This is a genomic window from Pseudomonas guariconensis (assembly GCF_024127895.1).
GTDB classification, from domain to species: domain Bacteria; phylum Pseudomonadota; class Gammaproteobacteria; order Pseudomonadales; family Pseudomonadaceae; genus Aquipseudomonas; species Aquipseudomonas guariconensis_B.
Window position 1 is genome coordinate 268,843 of sequence record NZ_JAMYBK010000003.1, and the last position, 21,425, is coordinate 290,267.

Genomic DNA, 21,425 nt, shown 5'->3' on the forward strand with positions numbered 1-21,425 from the left:
CGAAGCTCTCTTTGGATCTTGTTATTGTGAGTAAGGTGCTGGGAACGCGAAGGTGGCGGTTGGTGGGTTCTTCCTAAGGGCTACGGCGCAAGGCCGCCTGGGGTTGGGGGCGGCACAGGCGCAGCAGCGCATGGGCCGCCAGGCCGAACAGCAAGCCCCAGAATGCTGCCGACAGGCCAAGGAAGGAGACGCCCGAGGCCGTCACCAGGAAGGTGAACAGGCCCGCATCGCGCTCTTGCGGTTCGGCCAGGCTGCGGGCCAGGGCCTCGCTGATGGCGCCGTACAAGGCAAGGCCGGCCAGGGCGGCGACCAAGGCGGCGGGGAATGCGGCGAACAACGACATCAAGGTGGCCCCGGCAATGCCCAGCAACAGGTACAGCACACTGCCGGCGACGGCCGCGACATAGCGCCGCCGCGGGTCCTCGTGGGCCTCGCGGCCGGTGCACAGGCTGGCGGTGACCGCCGCGAGGTTCAGCCCATGGCAGCCGAACGGCGCGAGCAAGGCGCCGCCCACGGCGCTGGCGCTGATCAGCGGGCTGGCCGAGGTCTGGTAGCCGGCGTTGCGCAGCACCGCCATGCCCGGCATGAACTGCCCGGTCAGGGCGACCAGCACCAGGGGCAGACCCAGGCTGAACAGCGCCGACAGGCTGAACTGCGGGGCGATGAATTGCGGCGAGGCCAATTCCAGCACCAGGGCTTCGCTGCGCAGTTGCCCGCTGGCCAGGGTGACCGCCGCACCGACCAGCAGCACAGTGGCCACCGCGTAGCGCGGCCGGAGCCTGCGCATCAGCACGTAGGTGACGAACATCGCCAGCACCAGCGCCGGCTGTGCCGGCAAGGCCCGGAACACCTCACTGCCGAAGCTGAACAGGATGCCGGCCTGCATGCCGGCGGCAATGGAGCCCGGCAGGCGGGCGATGATGCGGTCGAAGGCGCCGCTGATGCCGATCAGCAGCAGCACCAGGTTGGCCGCCAGATAAGCGCCGATGGCCTGCTCCAGGCCAAGCTGGGGCAAGGCCGTGACCAGCAGCGCGGAGCCGGGGATCGACCAGGCGATCACCACCGGCACCCGGTAGCGCAGGCTGAGCAGTGCGCCGAGCACGGCGCTGCCCATCGACACCGCCCACACCCAGGACGACAGCAGCCCCTGGGACAGGCCCGCGGCCTCGGCAGCGTGGAAAATGATCACCAGGGGGCCGGCGTAGGAGATCATCGTGGCGATCATGCCGGCGACGATGGCGGACAGGGAGCAGTCCTTGAACAGGTCTTTCATGGGACCTCGCGTGAGACATCGGGGCCCGGCCTTGGGTGGCGGGCGCTTGTTGTCAGGGGGGCCGGCATGGCGAGGGCTTGGCCCTCGATTCGCGGCAAGCCCGCTCCCACAGGGCCCGAGTCGACCACGGCAAGGCCGTGTGGGAGCGCCGCCGTGAAGGGGCTGCGAGGCAGCCCCTGCGCCCTCAGCCCTCTTGCAACGCTCGCGGCCGGTTGCTGCGCTGCTCGGCATCGCTGTCGGGCGCCTTCTGCAGCTGGAAGTCGAACGTCAGCTCGGCATAGCGCCCGGCGATCCCCCGCGCCCCGTCCTCGCGGAACACCACCTCGCCCACCAAGCCATCGCGGGTGGCGTAGGCGAAGTCGTCCCACAGGTACTTGTCGCCAGACAGGTTGATCTGGGTGGTCAGGTGCCGGTGCCCCGGCGCCGAGATGAAGAAGTGCACATGGGCCGGGCGCTGGCCGTGGCGGCCGAGCAGGTCCAGGCACTCCTGGGTCGGGCCCTGCGGGTCGCAGCCGTAGCCCGAGGGCACGATGGTGCGCGCACGGTAGCGGCCCTCGGCATCGGTGACGATGCGCCGGCGCAGGTTGTACTCGGACTGGCTCTGGTCGAAGAACGAGTAGGTGCCACGGGTGTTGGCATGCCACAAATCGACCGTGGCCCCGGCCAGCGGCTGGCCCTGGGGATCGAGCACCTGGCCTTCGAGGAACATCACCGTGGCCACGCCCTCCTCGCTGCCGTCGTCCATGCGCACCTCGCCTTGGGCAATCGGCGCGCCGGCCACGTACAGTGGGCCTTCGATGGTGCGCGGGGTGCCGCCGGTGAGGCCGGCCTGGGCATCCTTGGCATCCTGCAGCAGGTCGAGGAAGTGCTCGATACCAAGGCCAGCCACCAGCAGCCCGGCCTCGCCGCGCCCGCCCAGACGGTTGAGGTAGTCGACGGCATGCCAGAACTCGTCCTCGCTGACCTCCAGGTCCTCGATCAGGCGGGCGGTGTCCTGCAGCACGCGCTGGATGATGCGCTTGAGGCGCGGGTTGCCGTCGTCGTTGCCGAAGCCGGCGACTTCTTCGAAGAACTTCTGGACCTCGGCAGTGTGGGAAATCTTCACGGTCATGATGGCGTACCTCGTGTTGTTCTTGTGCGTAGCGGGTGGGTCAGCGGTCGTCGGCGTGGATCGACGAGGGGTGGCGGCACAGGCCGTGCACCTCGATATCCATGTAGGGGAACAGCGGCAACTGCATCAGGGTGTCGTGCAGGGCCTCGACGCTGGGCAGGTCGAACACGCTGTAGTTGGCGTAGTGCCCGGCGATGCGCCACAGGTGGCGCCAGGTGCCCTCGCGCTGCAGGCGCTGGGCCAGCGCCTTCTCGTCGGCCTTCAGTTGCGCGGCCTTGGCCGGGTCCATGTCGACCGGCAGTCTCACGGTCATCTTCACGTGGAACAGCATGGTGCTTCTCCTTCTAGGCAAGTCAGGTTCAGCGCCGGGCGAAACGGACCAGGCGCGCTTCGTCCAGGGCCAGGCCCAGGCCCGGCGTGCGTGGCACGTGGAGCTGGAAGTCGCGGTAGACCGGCGCCTGGCTGACGATTTCCTCGGTCAGCAGCAACGGCCCGAACAGCTCGGTGCCCCAGGTCAGCTGGCGCAGGGTGAGGAAGGCATGGGCCGAGGCCAGGGTGCCGATCGAGCCTTCGAGCATGGTCCCGCCGTACAGGGCGATGCCGGCCGCCTCGGCGATCTGCGCGGTGCGCAGCACGGCACGCGGGCCGCCGTTCTTGGCGATCTTCAAGGCGAAGATGCTCGCCGCGCCGTCGGCCGCCAGGCTGAAGGCATCCTCGACGCTCTCGATCGACTCGTCGGCCATGATCGGCGCCGGGCTGCGCTGGTTCAGGCGCACCTGGCCGGCGCGATTGATGCGCGAGATGGGTTGCTCGACCAGGTCGATGCCGTTGTCGCCCAGCACCTGGCAGGCGCGGATCGCCTGGGACTCGTCCCAGTACTGGTTGACGTCGACCCGCACGCTGGCCCGCTCGCCCAGGGCGCGCTTGATCGCCACCACGTGCTTGAGGTCGTGATCCAGCGGGTTGGCGCCGATCTTCAGCTTGAAGATGCGGTGGCGACGTGCCTCGAGCATCTGTTCGGCCTCGGCGATGTCCCGGGTGGTGTCGCCGCTGGCCAGGGTCCAGGCCACGTCCAGGCTGTCGCGCACCCGGCCACCGAGCAGTTCGCTGACCGGCAGGCCCAGGCGCTTGCCCTGGGCATCGAGCAAGGCGCTCTCGATGCCAGACTTGGCGAACGTGTTGCCCTTGGCGATCTTGTCCAGCTTGAGCATCGCGGCGTTGATGTTGTCCGCCGCCATGCCCAGCAGCGCGGGCGCCAGGTGGGCATCGATATTGGCCTTGATCCCCTCGGGGCTTTCGTAACCGTAGGCCAGCCCGCCAATGGTAGTGGCCTCGCCGATGCCCTCGACGCCGTCGCTGCAGCGCAGGCGTAGGATCACCAGGGTCTGCTGCTGCATCGTGTGCATGGCCAGCTTGTGGGGGCGGATGGTCGGCAGGTCGACGATGATCGCCTCCAGCCGGTCGATGGTCGGGCTTGTCATGCAAGGCTCCAGTTCAGTCAGTTGAGGGTCACGCTTGGCCGGCGGCCAGCAGGCCTTGGCGCCGGCCGCTGGCCAGGTGCACGGCCATGGCCAGCGCGGCGACCGCGCCAGGGATGGCGAAGGCGATGAAGTTCAGTTGCAGCGGCAGGTTGATGCCCATCAGCGCGCCACCGAGCAGCGGGCCGACGATGGCGCCGTTGCGGCCGATGCCGGAGGCCCAGCCAAGGCCGGTGGAGCGTACCGACAGGCCATAGAGCTGGGCGGCGCCGGCATAGAGCAGGATCTGCGTGCCGATGGTGGTGGCCCCGGCGACGAAGATCAGCAGGTACAGCACCGGCATCGGGCTGTTGACGCCCAGCAGGCTGATCGACAGCGCCGCGCCGAGGAAGAACGCCACCTTGACCTTGACCAGGTTGTAGCGGTCGCCCAGCCAGCCACCGAGGATCGCCCCGGCCATGCCGCCGAAGTTCAGCGCCAGCAGGAACGACAGGCTCGACCCCAGGCTGTAGCCGGCGTTGGCCATCAGCTTGGGCAGCCAGGAGCTGAGCGCATAGACCATCAGCAGGCAGCAGAAAAACGCCAGCCACAGGGCCAGGGTGCGCACCGCCAGGCCGTCGCGCAACAGCGCCAGCACCGAGGCACCCTTGCCCTTGCGCTCCGGTGCCTGCAGCACGTCATCGGGCCGCACGTCGCAGTCGGGGTCCAGGCGCTTGAGCAGTGCACGCGCTTGCTCCGTACGGCCCTGGCGCACCAGGAAGCCGATGGATTCCGGCAGGTAGTAGAGGATCACCGGCAACAGCAGCAGTGGCAGCGCGGCGGCGAAGAACATCGACTCCCAACCGAAGCGTGGCAGCAGGTAGATCCCGATGCCCGCCGAGAGCATGCCACCCAACGAGTAGCCGCTGAACATGATGGCCACCAGGGTGCTGCGCAGGCGCTTGGGCGCGTACTCGTTCATCAGCGCCACGGCGTTGGGCATCAGCCCGCCGCAGCCGAGCCCGGCGAAGAAGCGGTACACGCCGAACTCGCCGGGGGTGCTGGCGAAGCCGTTGAGGATGGTCGCCCCGGAGAACAGGGCGAAGCAGATGGCGATGCCCTTCTTGCGCCCGATGCGGTCGGCCAGGCTGCCGAAGACCAGGGCGCCGAACATCATGCCGAACAGCGCGTAGCTGCCCAGGGCGCCGGCCTGCAGCGGGGTCAGGCCCCACTCTTTCATGATCACCGGCAGCACCACGCCGTAGATGAACAGGTCGTAGCCGTCGAAGACCAGCAGCAGGCCGCACCAGGCCATGACCATCCAGTGAAACGGGGTGAAGCGGGCATTGTCGATGATCGGGTGGACGTCGAGGGTTCGCATGGCATCTGTCTCTCTTGTTTTTGTTGTGTGAGGAAAACCTTGCCCGAAGGCGGCGCTCAGCCGAGGTCGCCGCCGCCTACCGGCAGGGTCACGCCGGTGATGTAGGAGGCCTCGTCGGAGGCCAGGAAGAGGATCGCGCCGACCTGTTCGTCGATGCTCCCGTAGCGTTTCATCAGGCTGCTGGAGACGGTCTGGTCGACGATCTGCTGGTACCAGCCCTTTTCCTGCTCGCTCTGCTCGCTGCTGTTGCGCGGAATGCGCCGGGGCGGTGCCTCGGTGCCGCCTGGGGCGGTGGCATTGACCCGGATGCCACGGCCGGCCGTCTCGAAGGCCAGGCACGCGGTGAGCGCGTTGACCCCACCCTTGGCCGCACCGTAGGGCACGCGGTTGACCCCTCGGGTGGCGATGGACGAGACGTTGACGATGGCGCCGCTGCCGCGCTCGAGCATGTAGGGCAGCGCCGCGTGGCAGCACCACAGGGTGGGGAACAGCGAGCGGCGCACTTCGGCCTCGATCTGCGCCACCTCGTAATGCTCGAAGGGCTTGGCCCAGATCGTGCCGCCGACGTTGTTGACCAGGATGTCGAGGCAGCCGAAGGTCGCCACGGCCGTGGCCATGACCCGGGTGCAGTCGGCGTATTGCTCGAGGTCGGCGGTAAGGGTCAGTACGCCTTCCCCGGCCAGCTCGTGGACCAGTTCGGAGCGGTCCACCGCCACCACCTGCGCGCCCTCGGCCTTGAGCCGCCAGCACACGCCTCGGCCGATACCCTGCGCGGCGCCGGTGACCAGGGCGACCTTGCCTTGGAATCTGCTATCCATCGTTCTCTCCCACCATTGGGTTGTCGAACCCGCCACGAGCCCCTTCAGGCCCGTGGGCTTGGGTTGCGGCTACCGGCCCATTCGCCGCAAGCAGTTGCTCCCACAGGTACAGCGCATGCCTCGAAATGTGGGAGCTGGCTGCCTGCGATCGAGGGCAACGCCCTCGCCAGTCGCCAGGAATAAAAAGGAGGCCGCCCTCACCCGCACGATGCGGGCAGCCCCGTGAAGTCTCAGGCTGCCGCGGCGGCGAACTTTTCGTAGTAGAAGTTGGCCGGGGTGATGCCCTGTTCGCGGATGTACTGGCTGACCGCCTCGACCATCGGCGGTGGCCCGCACAGGTACACGTCGACATCGCCGTCGTTGAGGTGGCGCGGCTCGATGTGCTGGGTCACGTAGCCCTTCTGCGGGTACTGGCTGTCCGGGTTGGCCACGCAGGCGCTGAAGGTGAAGTTGGGGATGCGCGCGGCCAGGGCCTGGAGGCGCTCCATCTCGACCAGGTCGAAGTCGTTGGTGACGCCGTAGATCAGGTGCAGGGGATGCTCCGAGCCCTGCTCGGCGATCTTCTCCAGCATCGCCGTGAACGGCGCCAGGCCCGTGCCGCCGGCCAGCAGCAACAGCGGCCGCTGGATCGGGCGCAGGTAGAAGCTGCCCAGCGGCCCTGCCAGGGTCAGGCTGTCGCCGGCCTTGGCCAGGCTGGTGAGGAAGTGGCTCATCAAGCCGCCGGGCACGTTGCGGATCAGGAAGCTGACCTCGCCGTCCTTCTGCAGCGAGCTGAAGGAATAAGCACGGCTCTGGTCGCTGCCCGGCACCTGCAGGTTGACGTACTGGCCCGGCAGGAACGCCAGGCGGCTCAGGGACTCGCCCTTGATCGACAGGGCGATGGTGCTCTCGGACAACTGGCGTACCTCGCTGATGGCCGCCTCGAAGCTGGCCTGCTCGGCCTTGCACAGCTGCGACGAGGCCGGAATGCGCACCACGCAGTCGCTCATCGCGCGCATCTGGCAGGTCAGCACGTAGCCCTGGGCGATCTCTTGCTCGCTCAAGGCGTCCTCGATGAAGTTGTCGCCCAGGTCATAGCGCCCGGCCTCGGCCTGGCACTTGCAGGTGCCGCAGGCGCCGTCGCGGCAGTCCAGGGGGATGTTGATGCCCTGGCGGTAGGCGGCGTCGGCCACGCTCTCGTGGCCTTCGGCCTGGATGAAACGGGTCACCCCGTCTTCGAAATTCAATGCGATCTGGAAGCTCATGGCGTACCTCCGGGGCGAGCCTGGCCACGGTGCGCCATGCGGCACACCGGGCGACCCTCGCCTTGGCCTGGTGTCAGATGTGGTAGATGTCGATGACCTGACGCACGTAGTCGTTCTTCAGGACCACCTTCTTGGCCAGGATCCGCAGGTCTTCGCCCCGCAGGTCGAGGGTGTAGAAGCTGGTGCCGAAGTAGCTGTCGGTGGTCTTGTAGCGAAAGCTCAGGGTGTGCCAGTTGAACCGCACCTGGCACTGGCCATCGCGCTGCTCGACGATCTCGATGTTGCTGATGTTGTGGGAGGTGCGGGTGTCCGGGACGGTGGCGCTGGAGCGCTCGGTCTTGATGCGGAACACCCGGTCCTCCAGGCCGCCACGGTTGCCGTACCAGATCAGCGAGATCTCGCTCTGCGGGTCTTCGGTGAGGCGGTCGTCATCGTCCCAGGACGGCATCCAGAAGGTCGCGTCGGCAGCGTACAGCTCCAGCCACAGGTCCCACTGGGCATCGTCCAGGTAGCGCGCCTCGCGGTAGAGGAAGTCGCGCACGGTTTCATAGGTGCTGGTCATTGCACGGCCTCCACGGGGATCAGGCGCTGTTCCTGCTCAAGGGCCTTGATCATGGTCTCCTGCCAGTACTTGTGCTGCAGCACGAACAGGCCCTCGTCCTCGGTGCGTACGCCCGACAGCAGCGGCTTGAGCTCGATCTCGCGGGCGGCCTCGTCGGCGCCTTCGACCCAGTGGGCCGCGCCACGGGACATGTCGTTCCAGCCGGCACCGGCGCCATAGCCGGTCTGGCAGGAGCGGAACTCCTCCAGGTCATCCGGGGTGGCCATGCCGCTGACGTTGAAGAAGTCCTCGTACTGGCGGATACGCCTGGCCCGGGCCTCGGCACTCTCGCCCTTGGGGGCGATGCAGTAGATGGTGATCTCGGTCTTGTTCACCGAAATGGGCCGGGCGATGCGGATCTGCGAGCTGAACTGATCCATCAGGTAGACGTTGGGGTACAGGCACAGGTTGCGCGAATTCTCGATCATCCAGTCGGCGCGGGCCTGGCCGAAATCGGCGGCTAGCTCATCACGTCGCTCATACGCCGGACGGTCCTCGGGGTTGGCCCAGCGGGTCCACAGCAGCAGGTGGCCATGGTCGAAGGAATAGAAGCCGCCACCCTGCTTGGCCCAGGCGCCGGCACTCATGGTCTTGATCTGTTCCCCAGCCTCGCGCTGCTTGCGCTGGTTCTGGGTGGCGGCGTAGTTCCAGTGCACGGAACTGACGTGGTAGCCATCGGCGCCGTTCTCGGCGGTGAGCTTCCAGTTGCCTTCGTAGATGTAGGAGCTGGCGCCGCGCAGCACTTCCAGGCCTTCCGGCGACTGGTCGACGATCATGTCGATGATCTTCGCCGACTCGCCCAGGTGTTCGACCAGGGGTTTGACATCGGGGTTGAGGCTGCCGAACAGGAAGCCGCGATAGGACTCGAAGCGGGCGACCTTGGTCAGGTCGTGGGAGCCGTCGCAGTTGAAGCTGTCGGGGTAGCCGGCGTTGCTCGGATCCTTGACCTTGAGCAGCTTGCCGCTGTTGTTGAAGGTCCAGCCATGGAACGGGCAGGTATAGCTCGAACGGTTGCCGCGCTTGTGCCGGCACAGCATGGCGCCGCGGTGGCTGCAGGCATTGAGGAAGGCATTGAGCTCCCCGTCCTTGTTGCGCGCGATGAAGATCGGCTGGCGCCCCATGGTCAGGGTGAGGAAGTCGTTCTTCTCGGGGATCTGGCTTTCGTGGGCCAGGTAGATCCAGTTGCCCTCGAAGATGTGCTTCATCTCGAGTTCGAACAGGCGCGGGTCGGTGAACATCTCTCGCTTGCAGCGATAGACACCTTTTTCCCGGTCATCCTCGAGCAAGGCATTGAGGTAATCGAATCCCAGGGACATGGCCAGGGTCTCCATTGTTATTGTTCAGGCCAGGTCAGGTTAGGGTGTGCCGGGATGGGGCAATATCCGGATCGTGCAGAGTGCTATCCGATTTGTGCAGGCAGGTTGGGCGCCTGGGTGTATCGGGGCCGCAAAGCGGCCCCTGGATCAGGCGCCCGTGCGACGCCGCAAGGTCTCGGAGGGCAACTCGCCGAACTGCTGCCGGTAGCTCTCGGAAAACCGCCCCAGGTGCAGGAAGCCATAGTCCATCGCCAACTCGGTCACGCTGCGCACCGCGCAGCTGGCATCGCTCAGGCAGGCGTGCACCTGCTCCAGCTTGCGCTGGCGAATGTACTGCCTGGGGGTGGTCCCCAGGTGCCGGTCGAACAGCGCGTACAACGAGCGCACGCTCATGCACGCCTGCTCGGCCAAGCCTTCGGCGGACATCTCCAGCTTCAGGTTGTGCTCGATGTGCTCGAGGATTCGCTCCAGGCTGGCCCCCGGCGTACCGAGGCATTCACGGCGGACGTTGGTGGTCAGCAGGGTCAGCAGCTTGCTGGCGACGATCTGGCTGTAGTGCCCCTGCACCCGCGGCAGCGAATCGCTCACCTCGGCCTCGTGGCAGATCATCGCCAGCAGGCTGACGAAACCGTCCAGCTCCTCCAGCCGGTAGTGATTGCGCAAGAAGCGTACGCCTGCGCTGGGTCGCTGCCAGCGCTGCTCGTCGCAGATCGATTCGAGCAGGCGGGTCGGCACCTTGAGGATGAACTTCTCGCAATCTTCCGAGTAGGTCAGGTCGACCGGGTCGTCCGGGTTGATCAGCAGCAGTTCGCCCGGCACCAGGTGGTGCTCGCGCTGGTGCCCGCGCCACAGGCAATTGCCGTTGAGCAGCACTTGCAGGTGGTAGATGGTCTCCAACGCCGGCGAGGTGACGCGCACGCTGCCGCCGTAGCTGATGCGGCACAGGTCGAGGTCGGCGAACTTGCGATGGCTCAGGCTGGCCTGGGGGTGGGTGCTTCGGGACAGGCCGATGCAATGCTGGCCCACATGCCGGTTGACGTAGTCGGAAACGGCATAGGGGTCGGCGTGATGGAACACGCTGCTGCGCTCGCTCAACAGGCGGCTTTCCATAGGCAAGGCACTCGGCTTCGTTATTGTTCTGGTCGCCGCTTCCTACGGGCGCGAGGGCCTGTGGTCGCGGTCGTTCACGGTCATTCTATCGGGCCGGCGGGGGAATTCAGGGCTCAGGCGACCACCGGCGATGCTTGCACACACTAAGCAAAAAGCCGAGAGCCAGGCAATGCGACCAAGGAAAGGTCGTGCGGATAGCGGACAGGGCTGGACGGGTAGCCGGGCGATTATCGGACAAATTTTGAATCCAGATGGGCAAGCTGACCCCAACAAGCTCAATGCGCCGCCATGTCCTGACGAACCGCCCAACCCTGGCTGCGAGCCCGGAACTGCCGTGGCGCGATGGAGAACAGCTCACGAAAACGCCGGTAGAAATGCGGGAAGCTGACGAACCCGCTGGCCACCGCCACTTCGGTCAGCGACTTGCTGGTGTGCTGCAGCAACTGCCGCGCATGGGTCAGGCGCAGCTCCAGGTAGTAGCGCGGCGGCGTGGCCTGGACATGGCGGCGGAACAGGCGCTCCAGGTGACGCCGGGAAAGCCCGGCATGGCGGGCGATCTCGTCGATGCAGATAGGGTCCTCGATATTGGCATGCATCAGTTCAAGGGCCAGGCGCACACCGCGCGGCAAGGTCGGGTCGATGTCCGGCGCGGCCGCCGGCAGGCTGGCCTGCACCCGTGAACGGTCGCAGGCCAGCATCTGCTCCACGGCCCGGCGCAGCAGCTCGCCCCCGCTGTGTTCGAGCAGCCCGAGCATCATGTCCAGGGCACTGCTGGCGCCGGCACAACTCATGCGCTTGCGATCCAGCACATGGGCCAGCCGGCTGACCCGCACATGCGGGAACAGCTCGTTCATCATCGCCCGGCCATCGGGGTGGAAGGCGCATTCATGGTCATTGAGCAGGCCGGCCTCGGCCAGGAAGTAGGCCCCGTTCCACAGGCCACCGAGCAGGCAGCCTTGCTGGTCGGCCTGGCGTAGCTTGCCACGCAACAACGGATCGTTCTCCAGGCGCACCCGGAAACCACCGCACACCAGCAGGATGTCCAGCCCCTGCACATCGAGCTCGGCCAGCGGCGTGTTGACCGGCAAGGCCAGCCCCAGGTCGCTCATGACCTGGCTGCCCTCGCCCACCACCTGGATCTGGAACAACGGCGTGGCGCTCATCAGGTTGGCGGTCACCAGGGTGTCCATGGCAGCGGTGAAGGCCATCATGGAGAAGTGCTCGCGCAGGACGAAGGCCACCCGCCGGCACGGCTGCGACAGCGCCGTGCGGCCAGACGGATCCAGGTGGGCCAGGTTGGTGTTCTTCAGGACGCTTTCGAAATGACTCATGGCTCGACTCACAGGCAGCCGGTGCCCCGGCCAGGCCAGGGCGGGTGGGAGAAAAACGTTTACTTGCCGGCGGCGTCGCGGGACGCCTGCAGCCACTCGTCGAACTGCTGGCGGTGGGCGGCGACCCATTCCTTGGCGTGGCGCTGGATATCGGCAGGCTTCTTCTCGCCCTGCTGCATCTTCAGGTTCTGCGCGCTCTCGTCGTCGGTGCTGATCTGCACCAGCGAGAGGAACTTCAGCGCCGCCGGGTTCTTGTCGGCGAAGTCCTTGTTCAGCACGGCCACCACCTTGTCCACGGCAAAGCCCAGGTTCTTGCCCTTGTACAGGGTGTCGACATCGTTGTTGCCGTCAGGCAGGTCGGTCTTGGGCACTTCCAGCCAGACCACGTCGCGGCCTTCGACCAGCACGCTGGCGATCCACTGCGGTACCCAGGTGAAATACAGGATCGGCTTGCCATCCTTGTAGCGGGTGATGGTGTCGGCCATCAGTGCGAAGTACGAGCCTTGGTTGACGTGCACGGTCTTCTCCAGGTCGTAGGCCTTCATGTGGTGGGCGATCACCAATTCGCAGCCCCAGCCCGGGTTGCAGCCGGTCAGATCGGCCTTGCCATCGCCGTCGGTGTCGAACAGCTTGGCGATCTCTGGCTTCTTCAGGTCGGTGATGTACTTGATGTTGTGCGCATCGGCGGTCTTCTTGTCGATCAGGTAGCCCTGGCTCACTCCGGGCAGGATGTTGCCGGTCTTGACCATCGCGCTGTCACCGCCGGCCTGCTGGTAGAACTTGTCGTGCAGCTTCTCCCACAGGTGCACGGTGAAGTCGGCGTCGCCATTGGCCAAGGCCACCATCATCACGCCGTACTCGGTCTCCTTCGGTTCCTGGACCTTGTAGCCCAGTTCACGCAAGCCTTCCATGGCCACCTCGCCACGGAAGCGCTCCTCGGCGATGGAGGGGAAGATCGGCGTGACCTTGGCGCCCTCGCCCGGCTTTTCGGCCGAGGCGCTGGCGCACAGGGAGGCGGCCACCAGCGACAAGGCGGTGGCGCATTGCAGGACGCTACGGGAGAACTTGGATCGATGCATTGTCACTTACCTTCTTCTGGTTGTTCTTTACAGGTAGGGCAGATGGGGTCGGTGGGCTCAGGCGGCCTTGCGTGGTGCGCCCTGCCCTGAACCACACAGGCGCAGCAGCAGGCCCACGGGGCCGGTGTGGTACCAGCGCAGGCTCGGGTCGGCGCTGCTGCGCGCGCCCATGGCCTGGGTCAGGCGGTCGAGGAAGATCGCCAGCAGCACCAGCCCTACCCCGCCGACCGTGGCCAGGCCCATGTCCAGGCGGCCGATACCGCGCAGCACCATCTGCCCCAGGCCACCCACCGAAATCATCGAAGCGATCACCACCATCGACAGCGACAGCATCAGGGTCTGGTTCATGCCCGCCATGATGGTCGAGGTGGCCAGGGGCAGTTGCACCCGGGTCAGCATCTGCCGCGGCGTGCAACCGAAGGCGCGCGCCGCCTCGATCTTGTCTTCCGGCACCTGGCGGATCCCCAGGTTGGTCAGGCGCACCAGCGGCGGCAGGGCGAAGACGATGGTCACCAGCACGCCCGGCACGTTGCCGATGCCAAACAGCATCACCACCGGCACCAGGTAGACGAACGCCGGCAAGGTTTGCATGGCATCGAGCACCGGGCGCACCACCCGCTCCAGGTGATCGCTGCGGGCGCAGAGGATGCCCAGCGGGATGCCGATCACCGCGCAGAAGAACACCGAGGTCAGCACCAGCGCCAGGGTGGTCATGGATTCCGACCACACGCCGATCAGCCCCAGCAGGGTCAGGGTGACCAAGCACAGCAGCGCCATGCGCCGGCCGGCCAACTGCCAACCGAGCAACGACGAAAGGATGATGCCGATGCTCGGCGGGATGCTCTGCAGCACGAACTCGATACCGTTGAGCACCTGGTCGATCGGCCAGCGGATGGCACGGAATACGTCGCGGAAGTTGTGCACCAGAAAATTCAGGGTGGCTTCCACCCAGTCACCCAGCGGCAGGGTGGCGGACTGGAACGGGTCGAGAAGACTGAACTCGGACATCGGGGCTTACCTCTTCTTGTGGCCGCAGGCGCTCATCGGCACCCGCGACGGGCGCTCAGTGGCGGCTCAGGGTCTGCAGCAGCTCGTTCTTGGAAATGGTGCCTTTGAGGGCGCCGGCGCGGTCGAGCACGGGTACCGGGTAAGGCAGGCTGGCAACGATACCCAGCACGTCATGCAGGGGCGTGTCGATGTACACCGGCTGCTGCTCGTGCAGGCTGTAGCGATCGCTGGCCGAGGCGCCGTTGACGTCGGTGTCGACCACACCAAGCAACTGGCCATGCTCGTCGACCAGGTAGCCGTACGGCACCCCGGGCTTGAAGCGTGGCGCCTTGCCGTTGACCCGGCACACCGTCTCTGGATCGAACTGGGCGACATCCCCTGCCTTGAGCACCCGCGAGCTGTCGAAGCCTTTGAAGAAGGTGCGCACGTACTCGTTGGCCGGCTGGTTGATCAGCTCCTGGGGCGTGCCGATCTGCACCACCCGGCCGCCTTCCATGATCGCGATGCGATGGCCGATGCGGATGGCTTCCTCGATGTCGTGGGAAATGAAGATGATGGTGCGTTGCTGCTCGGCCTGCAGGCGGATCAGCTCGCCCTGCATCTCGCTGCGGATCAGTGGGTCGAGGGCCGAGAAGGCCTCGTCCATCAGCAGGATCGCCGGGTCGTTGGCCAGCGCGCGGGCTAGGCCCACGCGCTGCTGCATGCCACCGGAGAGCTGGTGCGGGTAACTGTGCTCGTGGCCAGCGAGGCCAACCTGGCTCAAGGCTTCGCGGGCCCTGGCGTGGCGCTCCTGCTCCGGGACGCCGGCGATCTCCAGGCCGAAGGCGGTGTTCTCCAGCACGCTCATGTGGGGCATCAGGGCGAAGGACTGGAACACCATGCCCATTTCCTTGCGCCGCACGTCGAGCAAGTCCTTGTCGGACAGACCGGTGATCTCTCTGCCGTTGAGGTGGATACTGCCGGCGGTGGGTTCGATCAGGCGGTTGAACAAGCGCACCATGGTCGACTTGCCCGACCCGGACAGGCCCATGATGACGAAGATCTCGCCACGCTTGACGGAAAAGCTTGCATCGAACACGCCGACGACGTGGCCGGTCTTGCTGAAAATCTCATTCTTGTCGGCACCCTTGCGCAACATCTCCATGGCCATGTCCGGGTTCGGACCAAACACCTTGAAAATATTGTTCACCGAAAGAATTTCATCGGCATGGCTCATACGACCCTCTTCTTATGCTTATAACCAATCTTCAAACATCGCACTTCTCGGGTAAGGCGGGTTCGGATCAGTGCGAGTACGCTTGGCAGTCCGTTCAAGTTCGAACGCGAGTCAAACCGGCACGCAGGCGGCCCTGCTTGGAAAAATTCTCGACATCGATGTCTTCGATGCCGCGCCGTTGCTTTCACGTTAGGCCCAGGGGGGAGCGGGGTCCAACGACATTTAGGGCGCGCTAACCATTACCTGGGGTTATCAATGCCTTGGCGAGCGCGCTGTCCTGCAGGTTCCAGCGGGGCCACGGCTTCCCCAGGGCAAGCGCATACCGCCGCGAAGGGCCGCATGGCCGTGCCCCGCGCCCCGACGCAGCGGTTTACCGCCTGGGCGCTCCCACGCTAGAGTGAGGCACACCGCGCCCTCCCCAGCCCCACGAAGGACCTCGACACCCTGCCCCATGGCCAGACACACCGAACCCGATCAGACCCTGATCAAGATGCCCTCCCTGCGTGCGGTCAAGGTCTTCGTCGCCGCCGCCAAGTATCAGAACTTCACCCGCGCCGCCGAGGCCCTGTGCGTGACCCAGGCGGCGGTCAGCCGGCAGATCCGCGAGCTCGAGGCGCACCTGGGCGCCGAACTGTTCACCCGCGCCGGGCGTGCGGTGGAGCTGACCGTGGCCGGCTCGATCTTCTTCGATGCGGTGCAGTTGTCGTTCGTCAACATTTCCCAGGCCGCCGAGCGCATCCGCAGCAACACCAACACCAAGCACGTGGTCACCCTGTGCTGCTCGCCAGCGTTCTCCGCGCTCTGGCTCGGGCCTCGGCTGCCGCGGTTCTTCGAGGAGAACCCGGACATCGACATCAACCTCATCACCACCCAGAACTTCCTGTCCATGGAGCCGGGGGCGCGGCCGGACATCTTCATCTCCAAGCTGGGCAGGATCCACGAAGGCTACCGCTGCCAGCCGCTGAACCACGACATCATCTACCCGGTGTGCTCGCCCCAGTACCTGGAGCAGCATCCGGAGCTGCGCACCCTGGAAGGCATCCGGGATGGGGCCCTGCTCAACCTCAGCCCTTATGGCCGCTCCCAGGTCGCCGAGCACGTGGACTGGAACGTTTGGCTGGCCTTCCATGACATCGACCTGAAGAGCCGGGCCAGCCAGGCACCGCACTTCTTCAACGCCAACGACTACAACCTGCTGGTGCAGCTCGCCCAGAGCCACCAGGGCGTGGTGCTCGGCTGGCATATCCTGGTGGCGCCGCTGGTCGCCCAGGGCCTGCTGGTGCGGCCGGTGCCCCAGGAGGTGGTGCTCAAGGACACCTTCCACTACCTGTCGTTCAACGAAGACAAGGAGCACGACTCCAGCTGCCGCCGCCTGCGTGACTGGTTGCTGGCACAATACGAGCCACTGCAACGGGACGATCCCGGCGCCATAACGCCAGCTCATCGATCGCTCCGCTAGCGACGAGCCGTGAGCAAGGCCGCAGTTCTTGCCATACACCGATGCTGTCAGAGCCGGCGATGGGCTCACAGGCGCCAAGCCGATCACCCATGGGGTAGTTTGCAGGGCCGTGTGGGAGCGGGCTTGCCCGCGAACAAGGCGCAACCCTTGCCCTGTACCGCTGGTATCACGACCGGCCCATAGGCTACTGCACCGGCAGGAAGTTCATCAGCAACAGGCTCTGCGCATAGTTCAGCCCGATCCTCCGGTAGCGCTCGTCGAGCATCTGCGCCAGCAGGTCCAGCCTCGCCACGATCTTGCCGAACTCCACCGCGAAACTCAGGTTGCTGCCCTCCTCGGAAATCTCGTTGGAGAACAGCAACAGCACACCATTGGCATCCTGGCGCTGGCTGAGCATCCAGGTGGCCTTCTCGATATTGCGCGCAGCGTTGTTGACGAACAGCGGGTCGATGGTATCGGTCATGTAGAACTCGGTGCGCCCGCCATGGGCGGTGATCAGCATGCTGCCGATGGCGTAGATGAAGGCACCGACCCGGTCGCCACGAAACTCCGGGCTCAAGGCATAGCTCAGCGCTGCCAGGTCGCGGCGGTTGCCCAGTTGCGGCAACGGCTGGCGCTGTTCGATGGCCAGGCGGATCTGCCGCTCGGCGGTGGCGGCATCGAGGTAGCCGGACTGCTTCCACTGGCTGGGGTTGCGCAGGTACAGCTTGTTCATCAGCAGGTACAGACTCTGCAGGTTGTCACGCATGGACAGGGTGGCCATGCGGTCGACGCTGGTCTGGAACAGCTCGCTGGGCTGACCGTCGCCGAACTGGCTGATGATGTCACGGCCCTGCTGCTGGGTGCAGGCGCACAGGGCGGTCAACGCACCTGCCAGGAGCAGGCGCAGGGAGAGTCTGAGGTGTGGAGCAACCATCGGCACCGGGGTCTGGAATCAACGGCTGGGCCGGGAATCGGCCCAACCTGACCAGACATAGAGCGCGCAAATGGGAAAAAGTGCGGCGGGCGGTTGCAACGCCGCCCCTTGGCTCACATCGCTTGGCGCAGCATCTGCACCACCTGTGCATGCAGCGCCGGATCGCCACAGGCCACCACGCAGCCGCCGTGCTGCGCCGGGCCGCCGTCCCAGGCGGTGATCACCCCGCCCGCGCCCTCGATGATCGGGATCAGCGCCTGTACGTCGTAGGGCTGCAGGCTGGCCTCGACGATCACGTCGACGAAGCCGGACGCCAGCATGCAGTAGGCATAGCAGTCGCCACCGTAGCGCATCAACCGGGCACGGCCGGCCACGGCCTCGAAGGCCGCCTTGCGCGCGGGCGTGTCGAACATGTCCGGGGTGGTGCACATCAAGGTCGCCGCGGCCAGGTCGGCGCAGGCGCGGGTCTTCAAGGGTGTGCCGCTGCGCCAGGCGCCCTCGGGCGTGCCGACGAAACGCTCGCCGGTGAACGGCTGGTTCATCACCCCGAGGACCGGGCGCGTACCGTCGTTCAGGGCAATCAGCGTGCCCCACAATGGCAGGCCGGTGATGAAGGCGCGGGTGCCGTCGATCGGGTCGAGCACCCAGGTCAGCGGGCTGCTGCCAGCGGCCACGCCTTGCTCCTCGCCGAGGATACCGTGCTCCGGGTAGCGGGCCTGGATCTGCGCACGCATGGCATCCTCGGCGGCCTTGTCGGCCACGGTGACCGGGTCGTACAGGCGCCCGCCCTTGTCCTCGACCTCCAGGCTCGCCCGGAAATACGGCTGGATCGCCGCCGCGGCGGCATCGGCCAACTGCTCGGCGAAGACGCGGAATTCGCCAATCTGCTCAGCACTCAGGGACATGGGTCAGGCCTCGTTCAGGGAAAGGGCTCGCATCATACCCGACTCCACCCGGGATCGAAGCCTGTGTCGAACCCAGGGTGGAGCGCGCCCATTCAATCGGCGAAGTCGGTGGACAGCGACCATTCCCGCCAGTGCGCCAGTTCCCGCTCGACCAGGGCATGCTTGGCCTCGACCCGCGCGACCGCATCGCTGCCCAGCGGCAGGCGCAGCGGTGGCTGCTCGGCGTTGGCCAGGGCCAGCATGGCTTCGGCGAATCGTTGCGGGTCGCCCGGCTGGGCATGGTTGGCCGAAGCGGCGAAGGTGCGCATCTGGCCGACCGTCTGGTCATAGTCGGGCAGTTCCAGGGCAGTCTTGACCAGCGACTGGTCGTCGAGAAAATCGGTGCGGAAGAACCCCGGCTCGACCACGGTCACCTTGATGCCCAATGGCGCCAGCTCCTGGTGCATGGCCTCGCTGATGCCCTCCACGGCGAACTTGGTCGAGCCGTACACGCCCCAGCCCATGTAAGCCTGGTAGCCACCCAGCGAAGAGATGTTGATGAGGTGACCGCTGCGCTGGCGGCGCATGTGCGGCAGCACCGCGCGGCTGACGTTGAGCACGCCGAACACGTTGGTGGCGAACAGCCGCTCGGTCTCGCTGGCGCTGGTTTCCTCCACCGCCCCCAGCACCCCGAAACCGGCATTGTTGACCAGGACATCGATACGGCCGAAGCGCTTGATGCCTGCAGCCACGGCCTGGTGGGCCTGTTCTTCGCAGGTGACGTCCAGGCGCACGGCCAGCAGGTTCGGCTGCTGGCCCAGGCGGGCCTCGATGTCCTCGGGCTTGCGTGCGGTGGCGATGACCGCATCGCCGGCCGCCAGGGCCTGTTGGGCGATCAGTGCACCGAATCCGCGGGAAGCGCCAGTGATGAGCCAGGTACGCATGTCAATTCCTCCTGTAGACGACCCTGCACCGCGCAGGGCCTTGTCGATGAGTGAGGTCACTGTACGTCTGGGCGGTTGATGTGATAATCCCATGAATTTCGCATGCGCTTGTGAGGTGCATTCAACAATGAAATCGCCCAGCACCGCCGACCTGTCGCTGTTCCTGTGCATCGCCCGGCACCTGAACTTCAGCCGCGCCGCCGTCGAACTGGGGCTCACGCCCTCGGCCCTGAGCCACGCCCTGCGCACCCTGGAAACCCGCCTGGGCGTGCGCCTGTTCAACCGCACCACGCGCAGCGTGGCCCTGACCGAGGCCGGCGAGCGCCTGTACCAGCGCCTGCAACCGGCCTTCCGCGATATCGCCGATGCCCTGGAAGATCTCGACAGCATGCGCGACAGCCCCTCTGGCAAGCTGCGCATCACCGCCGGCCGGGCCGCCGTGGAGCTGGCCTTGCTGCCGCTGGCCAGCCGTTTTTTGGCCGCCTACCCGGACGTGCGCCTGGAGATCGCCAGCGACGATGCCCTGGTGGACATGGTCGGTGCCGGCTTCGATGCCGGCGTACGCCTGGGCGAGCGCCTGCAGGCGGACATGGTGTCGCTGCCCATCGGCCCCTACCTGCGCTCGGTGGTGGTGGGCGCGCCGGCGTTCTTCGAGCGCCATCCGCGCCCCCGGCAACCCCACGACCTGCGCACCCTGCCCTGCATCGGCCACCGTTTCCCCAGCGGTGCGCTGTACCGCTGGGAGTTCGAACGGGGTGGCATGCGCCTGGAGGTGGTGGACGTGCAGGGGCCACTGGTGCTCGGCGATGTCAGCCTGATGCCCGACGCCGCCCTGGAGGGCGTGGGCCTGGCCTATGTGTTCGAGGACATGGTCCGCGAGCACCTGGCCAGCGGCCGGCTGGTGCAGGTGCTGGAGGACTGGACGCCCTACTACCCGGGCTTGCACCTGTACTACCCGAGCCGACGCCATGTACCGGCAACCCTGAAGGCCTTCATCGAGTTCGTGCGCAGCCAGCGCGACGCCGATTTGTAACGCCAGGTTGCAGGCCCTCCTGCGGCCACTGGCGTTTTGCCCCCATGCTGTTTTTACTTGCAGAGTGCCTGGCGCGTGGCTGGGCTGCCGACGGCTGGAGATCCCGCCATGCGCCAAGACCACCTCGATGGCCTGGTCACCTTTCTTGCAGTGGCCGAGGAGAAAGGCTTCTCCACGGCCGCCGTGCGCCTGGGCGTCTCGCCCTCGGCGGTCAGCCAGAGCATTCGCAGCCTGGAGCATCGCCTGGGGCTGGTGCTGTTCAACCGCACCACCCGCAGCGTGGCCTTGACCGAGGTCGGCGAGCGCTTCCTGGAGCGGGTCCAGCCGGCCCTGGAGGCCTTGACCAATGCCTCCCGCGAACTGGGCCGCGAGGCCGACCACCCCAGTGGGCTGTTGCGCCTGAACGTGCTGCGGGCCAGCTACCTGATCGTGCTGCAACCGATCCTGCGGCGCTTTCTCGCCACCTACCCGGAGATCAGCCTGGAGCTGCGGGTGGAGAACCAACTGGTAGACATCATCGCCCAGGGGTTCGACGCCGGTATCCGCTTCGGTGCGGCGGTCGACAAGGACATGGTCGCCCTGACGGTCGGCCCGCCGCTGCAGGCGCAGGTCATCGCCGCCCCCGACTACCTGGCCCGCCATGGCCGCCCCCAGCATCCACGGGCGTTGCTCGAGCACGACTGCATCGGTTTTCGCCACAGCAGCAGCGGGCAGATCGAACGCTGGGCCTTCAGCCGCGGCAACGAGCACTTCGAGTTGCAGGTGCGTGGGCGCCTGGTGCTCAACGACTCGGAGATCCTCGTACGCTCGGCCCTCGATGGGCTGGACATCGCCTACATGATCAATGGCTATATCGAGCCCTTTCTCGCGCAAGGGCGCCTGGTGCGCCTGCTGGAGGACTGGAGCCCGTGCTTTCCCGGCTTGCAGCTGTACTACCCGGATCGCCGCCGGGTGCCGGCCAAGCTGCGGGCATTGATCGACTTCCTGCGCGCGGAATGGGCGCAGGCGCCATTGGTGGAGGAGTTGCTGTCGTGATGCGGACCTTCATTCAGTGATCGTCCAGGGCCGCCTCGCGCCCCAGTATTTGCTAGGGCCGAACACTATGAAGCCCTGCTTCAAGCCCCTTGCAGCAAGCCCCCGTCAATGCTTCGCCGATCCTGTTGAATAATCTGCATTCGGGCAACGAAGCGGAAAGCACGCGCATGAGCGAGATCGGCAGGCTGCTGGCCGCCCTGGCCAGCCAG

Annotated in this window: 20 protein-coding genes; 3 read left to right on the plus strand and 17 right to left on the minus strand. The window is 66.3% G+C overall.

What is annotated here, in order from left to right; genetic code table 11:
• Positions 1-73: 73 nt before the first annotated feature.
• The 14 genes from NJF35_RS06065 to NJF35_RS06130 form a co-directional block, all read right to left on the minus strand.
• Entirely contained in the window at positions 74-1,273 is a 1,200-nt protein-coding gene (locus NJF35_RS06065) for a benzoate/H(+) symporter BenE family transporter (RefSeq protein WP_253090828.1), read from the minus strand.
• Between the two features lie 184 nt (positions 1,274-1,457).
• On the minus strand, positions 1,458-2,384 hold the full coding sequence (gene catA / locus NJF35_RS06070; RefSeq protein WP_253090829.1) for a catechol 1,2-dioxygenase: 927 nt from the start codon (positions 2,382-2,384) through the stop codon (positions 1,458-1,460).
• Between the two features lie 40 nt (positions 2,385-2,424).
• The gene (gene catC, locus NJF35_RS06075; RefSeq protein ID WP_225787906.1) at positions 2,425-2,715 is read right to left on the minus strand and encodes a muconolactone Delta-isomerase; all 291 of its coding nucleotides are present in this window, start codon (positions 2,713-2,715) and stop codon (positions 2,425-2,427) included.
• 28 nt (positions 2,716-2,743) lie between these two features.
• On the minus strand, positions 2,744-3,865 hold the full coding sequence (locus NJF35_RS06080; RefSeq protein WP_225787907.1) for a muconate cycloisomerase family protein: 1,122 nt from the start codon (positions 3,863-3,865) through the stop codon (positions 2,744-2,746).
• Positions 3,866-3,893: 28 nt separating this feature from the next.
• A complete protein-coding gene (locus NJF35_RS06085; protein WP_225787908.1) occupies positions 3,894-5,222 on the minus strand; it encodes an MFS transporter in 1,329 nt (442 codons plus the stop codon).
• Positions 5,223-5,278: 56 nt separating this feature from the next.
• Entirely contained in the window at positions 5,279-6,040 is a 762-nt protein-coding gene (locus tag NJF35_RS06090; RefSeq protein ID WP_225787909.1) for a 1,6-dihydroxycyclohexa-2,4-diene-1-carboxylate dehydrogenase, read from the minus strand.
• A 230-nt stretch (positions 6,041-6,270) separates the two neighbouring features.
• Complete coding sequence (gene benC / locus NJF35_RS06095; RefSeq protein ID WP_225787910.1) at positions 6,271-7,284, minus strand: benzoate 1,2-dioxygenase electron transfer component BenC; 1,014 nt, start codon at positions 7,282-7,284, stop codon at positions 6,271-6,273.
• 73 nt (positions 7,285-7,357) lie between these two features.
• On the minus strand, positions 7,358-7,846 hold the full coding sequence (benB, locus tag NJF35_RS06100; RefSeq protein WP_253090830.1) for a benzoate 1,2-dioxygenase small subunit: 489 nt from the start codon (positions 7,844-7,846) through the stop codon (positions 7,358-7,360).
• Positions 7,843-9,201 (minus strand): benzoate 1,2-dioxygenase large subunit, encoded by a 1,359-nt coding sequence (gene benA / locus NJF35_RS06105; protein WP_225787912.1) that lies wholly within the window; start codon positions 9,199-9,201, stop codon positions 7,843-7,845. The genes benB and benA overlap by 4 nt, the downstream gene beginning before the upstream one ends.
• A 147-nt stretch (positions 9,202-9,348) precedes the next feature.
• Positions 9,349-10,311, minus strand: coding sequence for an AraC family transcriptional regulator (locus NJF35_RS06110; protein ID WP_225787913.1), 963 nt, complete (start codon positions 10,309-10,311; stop codon positions 9,349-9,351).
• Between the two features lie 275 nt (positions 10,312-10,586).
• On the minus strand, positions 10,587-11,642 hold the full coding sequence (locus NJF35_RS06115) for a GlxA family transcriptional regulator (protein WP_225787914.1): 1,056 nt from the start codon (positions 11,640-11,642) through the stop codon (positions 10,587-10,589).
• A 59-nt stretch (positions 11,643-11,701) separates the two neighbouring features.
• Positions 11,702-12,721: a glycine betaine/L-proline ABC transporter substrate-binding protein ProX gene (proX, locus tag NJF35_RS06120; RefSeq protein ID WP_253090831.1), complete on the minus strand. Its 1,020-nt coding sequence runs from the start codon at positions 12,719-12,721 to the stop codon at positions 11,702-11,704.
• Positions 12,722-12,778: 57 nt separating this feature from the next.
• Complete coding sequence (gene proW, locus NJF35_RS06125; RefSeq protein WP_253090832.1) at positions 12,779-13,729, minus strand: glycine betaine/L-proline ABC transporter permease ProW; 951 nt, start codon at positions 13,727-13,729, stop codon at positions 12,779-12,781.
• Between the two features lie 55 nt (positions 13,730-13,784).
• A complete protein-coding gene (locus tag NJF35_RS06130) occupies positions 13,785-14,945 on the minus strand; it encodes a glycine betaine/L-proline ABC transporter ATP-binding protein (protein WP_225787917.1) in 1,161 nt (386 codons plus the stop codon).
• 451 nt (positions 14,946-15,396) lie between these two features.
• Here NJF35_RS06130 and NJF35_RS06135 point away from each other — a divergent pair, with 451 nt between their 5' ends.
• Complete coding sequence (locus NJF35_RS06135) at positions 15,397-16,404, plus strand: LysR family transcriptional regulator (protein ID WP_225787918.1); 1,008 nt, start codon at positions 15,397-15,399, stop codon at positions 16,402-16,404.
• A gap of 184 nt (positions 16,405-16,588) precedes the next feature.
• Here the strand turns inward: NJF35_RS06135 and NJF35_RS06140 are convergent, their stop codons facing one another.
• The 3 genes from NJF35_RS06140 to NJF35_RS06150 form a co-directional block, all read right to left on the minus strand.
• Positions 16,589-17,320, minus strand: a complete 732-nt coding sequence (locus NJF35_RS06140; RefSeq protein ID WP_225787919.1) for a hypothetical protein — start codon at positions 17,318-17,320, stop codon at positions 16,589-16,591.
• A gap of 113 nt (positions 17,321-17,433) precedes the next feature.
• Positions 17,434-18,225 (minus strand): histidinol-phosphatase, encoded by a 792-nt coding sequence (gene hisN / locus NJF35_RS06145; protein ID WP_225787920.1) that lies wholly within the window; start codon positions 18,223-18,225, stop codon positions 17,434-17,436.
• A 92-nt stretch (positions 18,226-18,317) separates the two neighbouring features.
• Complete coding sequence (locus NJF35_RS06150; RefSeq protein ID WP_225787921.1) at positions 18,318-19,148, minus strand: oxidoreductase; 831 nt, start codon at positions 19,146-19,148, stop codon at positions 18,318-18,320.
• Positions 19,149-19,275: 127 nt separating this feature from the next.
• On the opposite strand from NJF35_RS06150, the gene NJF35_RS06155 reads away from it, so the two are divergent.
• On the plus strand, positions 19,276-20,181 hold the full coding sequence (locus NJF35_RS06155; protein ID WP_253090833.1) for a LysR family transcriptional regulator: 906 nt from the start codon (positions 19,276-19,278) through the stop codon (positions 20,179-20,181).
• Positions 20,182-20,289: 108 nt separating this feature from the next.
• Positions 20,290-21,216 carry a LysR family transcriptional regulator gene (locus tag NJF35_RS06160; RefSeq protein WP_253090834.1) on the plus strand — a complete coding sequence of 309 codons (927 nt, stop codon included), beginning with the start codon at positions 20,290-20,292 and terminating at the stop codon, positions 21,214-21,216.
• The last annotated feature ends 209 nt before the right edge of the window (positions 21,217-21,425 follow it).

Bases quoted from the DNA above. Each gene is read 5' to 3' on its own strand.
- NJF35_RS06065 (WP_253090828.1), bottom strand. From the start codon at position 1,273: ATGAAAGACCTGTTCAAGGACTGCTCCCTGTCCGCCATCGTCGCCGGC.
- catA (WP_253090829.1), bottom strand. From the start codon at position 2,384: ATGACCGTGAAGATTTCCCACACTGCCGAGGTCCAGAAGTTCTTCGAA.
- catC (WP_225787906.1), bottom strand. From the start codon at position 2,715: ATGCTGTTCCACGTGAAGATGACCGTGAGACTGCCGGTCGACATGGAC.
- NJF35_RS06080 (WP_225787907.1), bottom strand. From the start codon at position 3,865: ATGACAAGCCCGACCATCGACCGGCTGGAGGCGATCATCGTCGACCTG.
- NJF35_RS06085 (WP_225787908.1), bottom strand. From the start codon at position 5,222: ATGCGAACCCTCGACGTCCACCCGATCATCGACAATGCCCGCTTCACC.
- NJF35_RS06090 (WP_225787909.1), bottom strand. From the start codon at position 6,040: ATGGATAGCAGATTCCAAGGCAAGGTCGCCCTGGTCACCGGCGCCGCG.
- benC (WP_225787910.1), bottom strand. From the start codon at position 7,284: ATGAGCTTCCAGATCGCATTGAATTTCGAAGACGGGGTGACCCGTTTC.
- benB (WP_253090830.1), bottom strand. From the start codon at position 7,846: ATGACCAGCACCTATGAAACCGTGCGCGACTTCCTCTACCGCGAGGCG.
- benA (WP_225787912.1), bottom strand. From the start codon at position 9,201: ATGTCCCTGGGATTCGATTACCTCAATGCCTTGCTCGAGGATGACCGG.
- NJF35_RS06110 (WP_225787913.1), bottom strand. From the start codon at position 10,311: ATGGAAAGCCGCCTGTTGAGCGAGCGCAGCAGCGTGTTCCATCACGCC.
- NJF35_RS06115 (WP_225787914.1), bottom strand. From the start codon at position 11,642: ATGAGTCATTTCGAAAGCGTCCTGAAGAACACCAACCTGGCCCACCTG.
- proX (WP_253090831.1), bottom strand. From the start codon at position 12,721: ATGCATCGATCCAAGTTCTCCCGTAGCGTCCTGCAATGCGCCACCGCC.
- proW (WP_253090832.1), bottom strand. From the start codon at position 13,729: ATGTCCGAGTTCAGTCTTCTCGACCCGTTCCAGTCCGCCACCCTGCCG.
- NJF35_RS06130 (WP_225787917.1), bottom strand. From the start codon at position 14,945: ATGAGCCATGCCGATGAAATTCTTTCGGTGAACAATATTTTCAAGGTG.
- NJF35_RS06135 (WP_225787918.1), top strand. From the start codon at position 15,397: ATGGCCAGACACACCGAACCCGATCAGACCCTGATCAAGATGCCCTCC.
- NJF35_RS06140 (WP_225787919.1), bottom strand. From the start codon at position 17,320: ATGGTTGCTCCACACCTCAGACTCTCCCTGCGCCTGCTCCTGGCAGGT.
- hisN (WP_225787920.1), bottom strand. From the start codon at position 18,225: ATGTCCCTGAGTGCTGAGCAGATTGGCGAATTCCGCGTCTTCGCCGAG.
- NJF35_RS06150 (WP_225787921.1), bottom strand. From the start codon at position 19,148: ATGCGTACCTGGCTCATCACTGGCGCTTCCCGCGGATTCGGTGCACTG.
- NJF35_RS06155 (WP_253090833.1), top strand. From the start codon at position 19,276: ATGAAATCGCCCAGCACCGCCGACCTGTCGCTGTTCCTGTGCATCGCC.
- NJF35_RS06160 (WP_253090834.1), top strand. From the start codon at position 20,290: ATGCGCCAAGACCACCTCGATGGCCTGGTCACCTTTCTTGCAGTGGCC.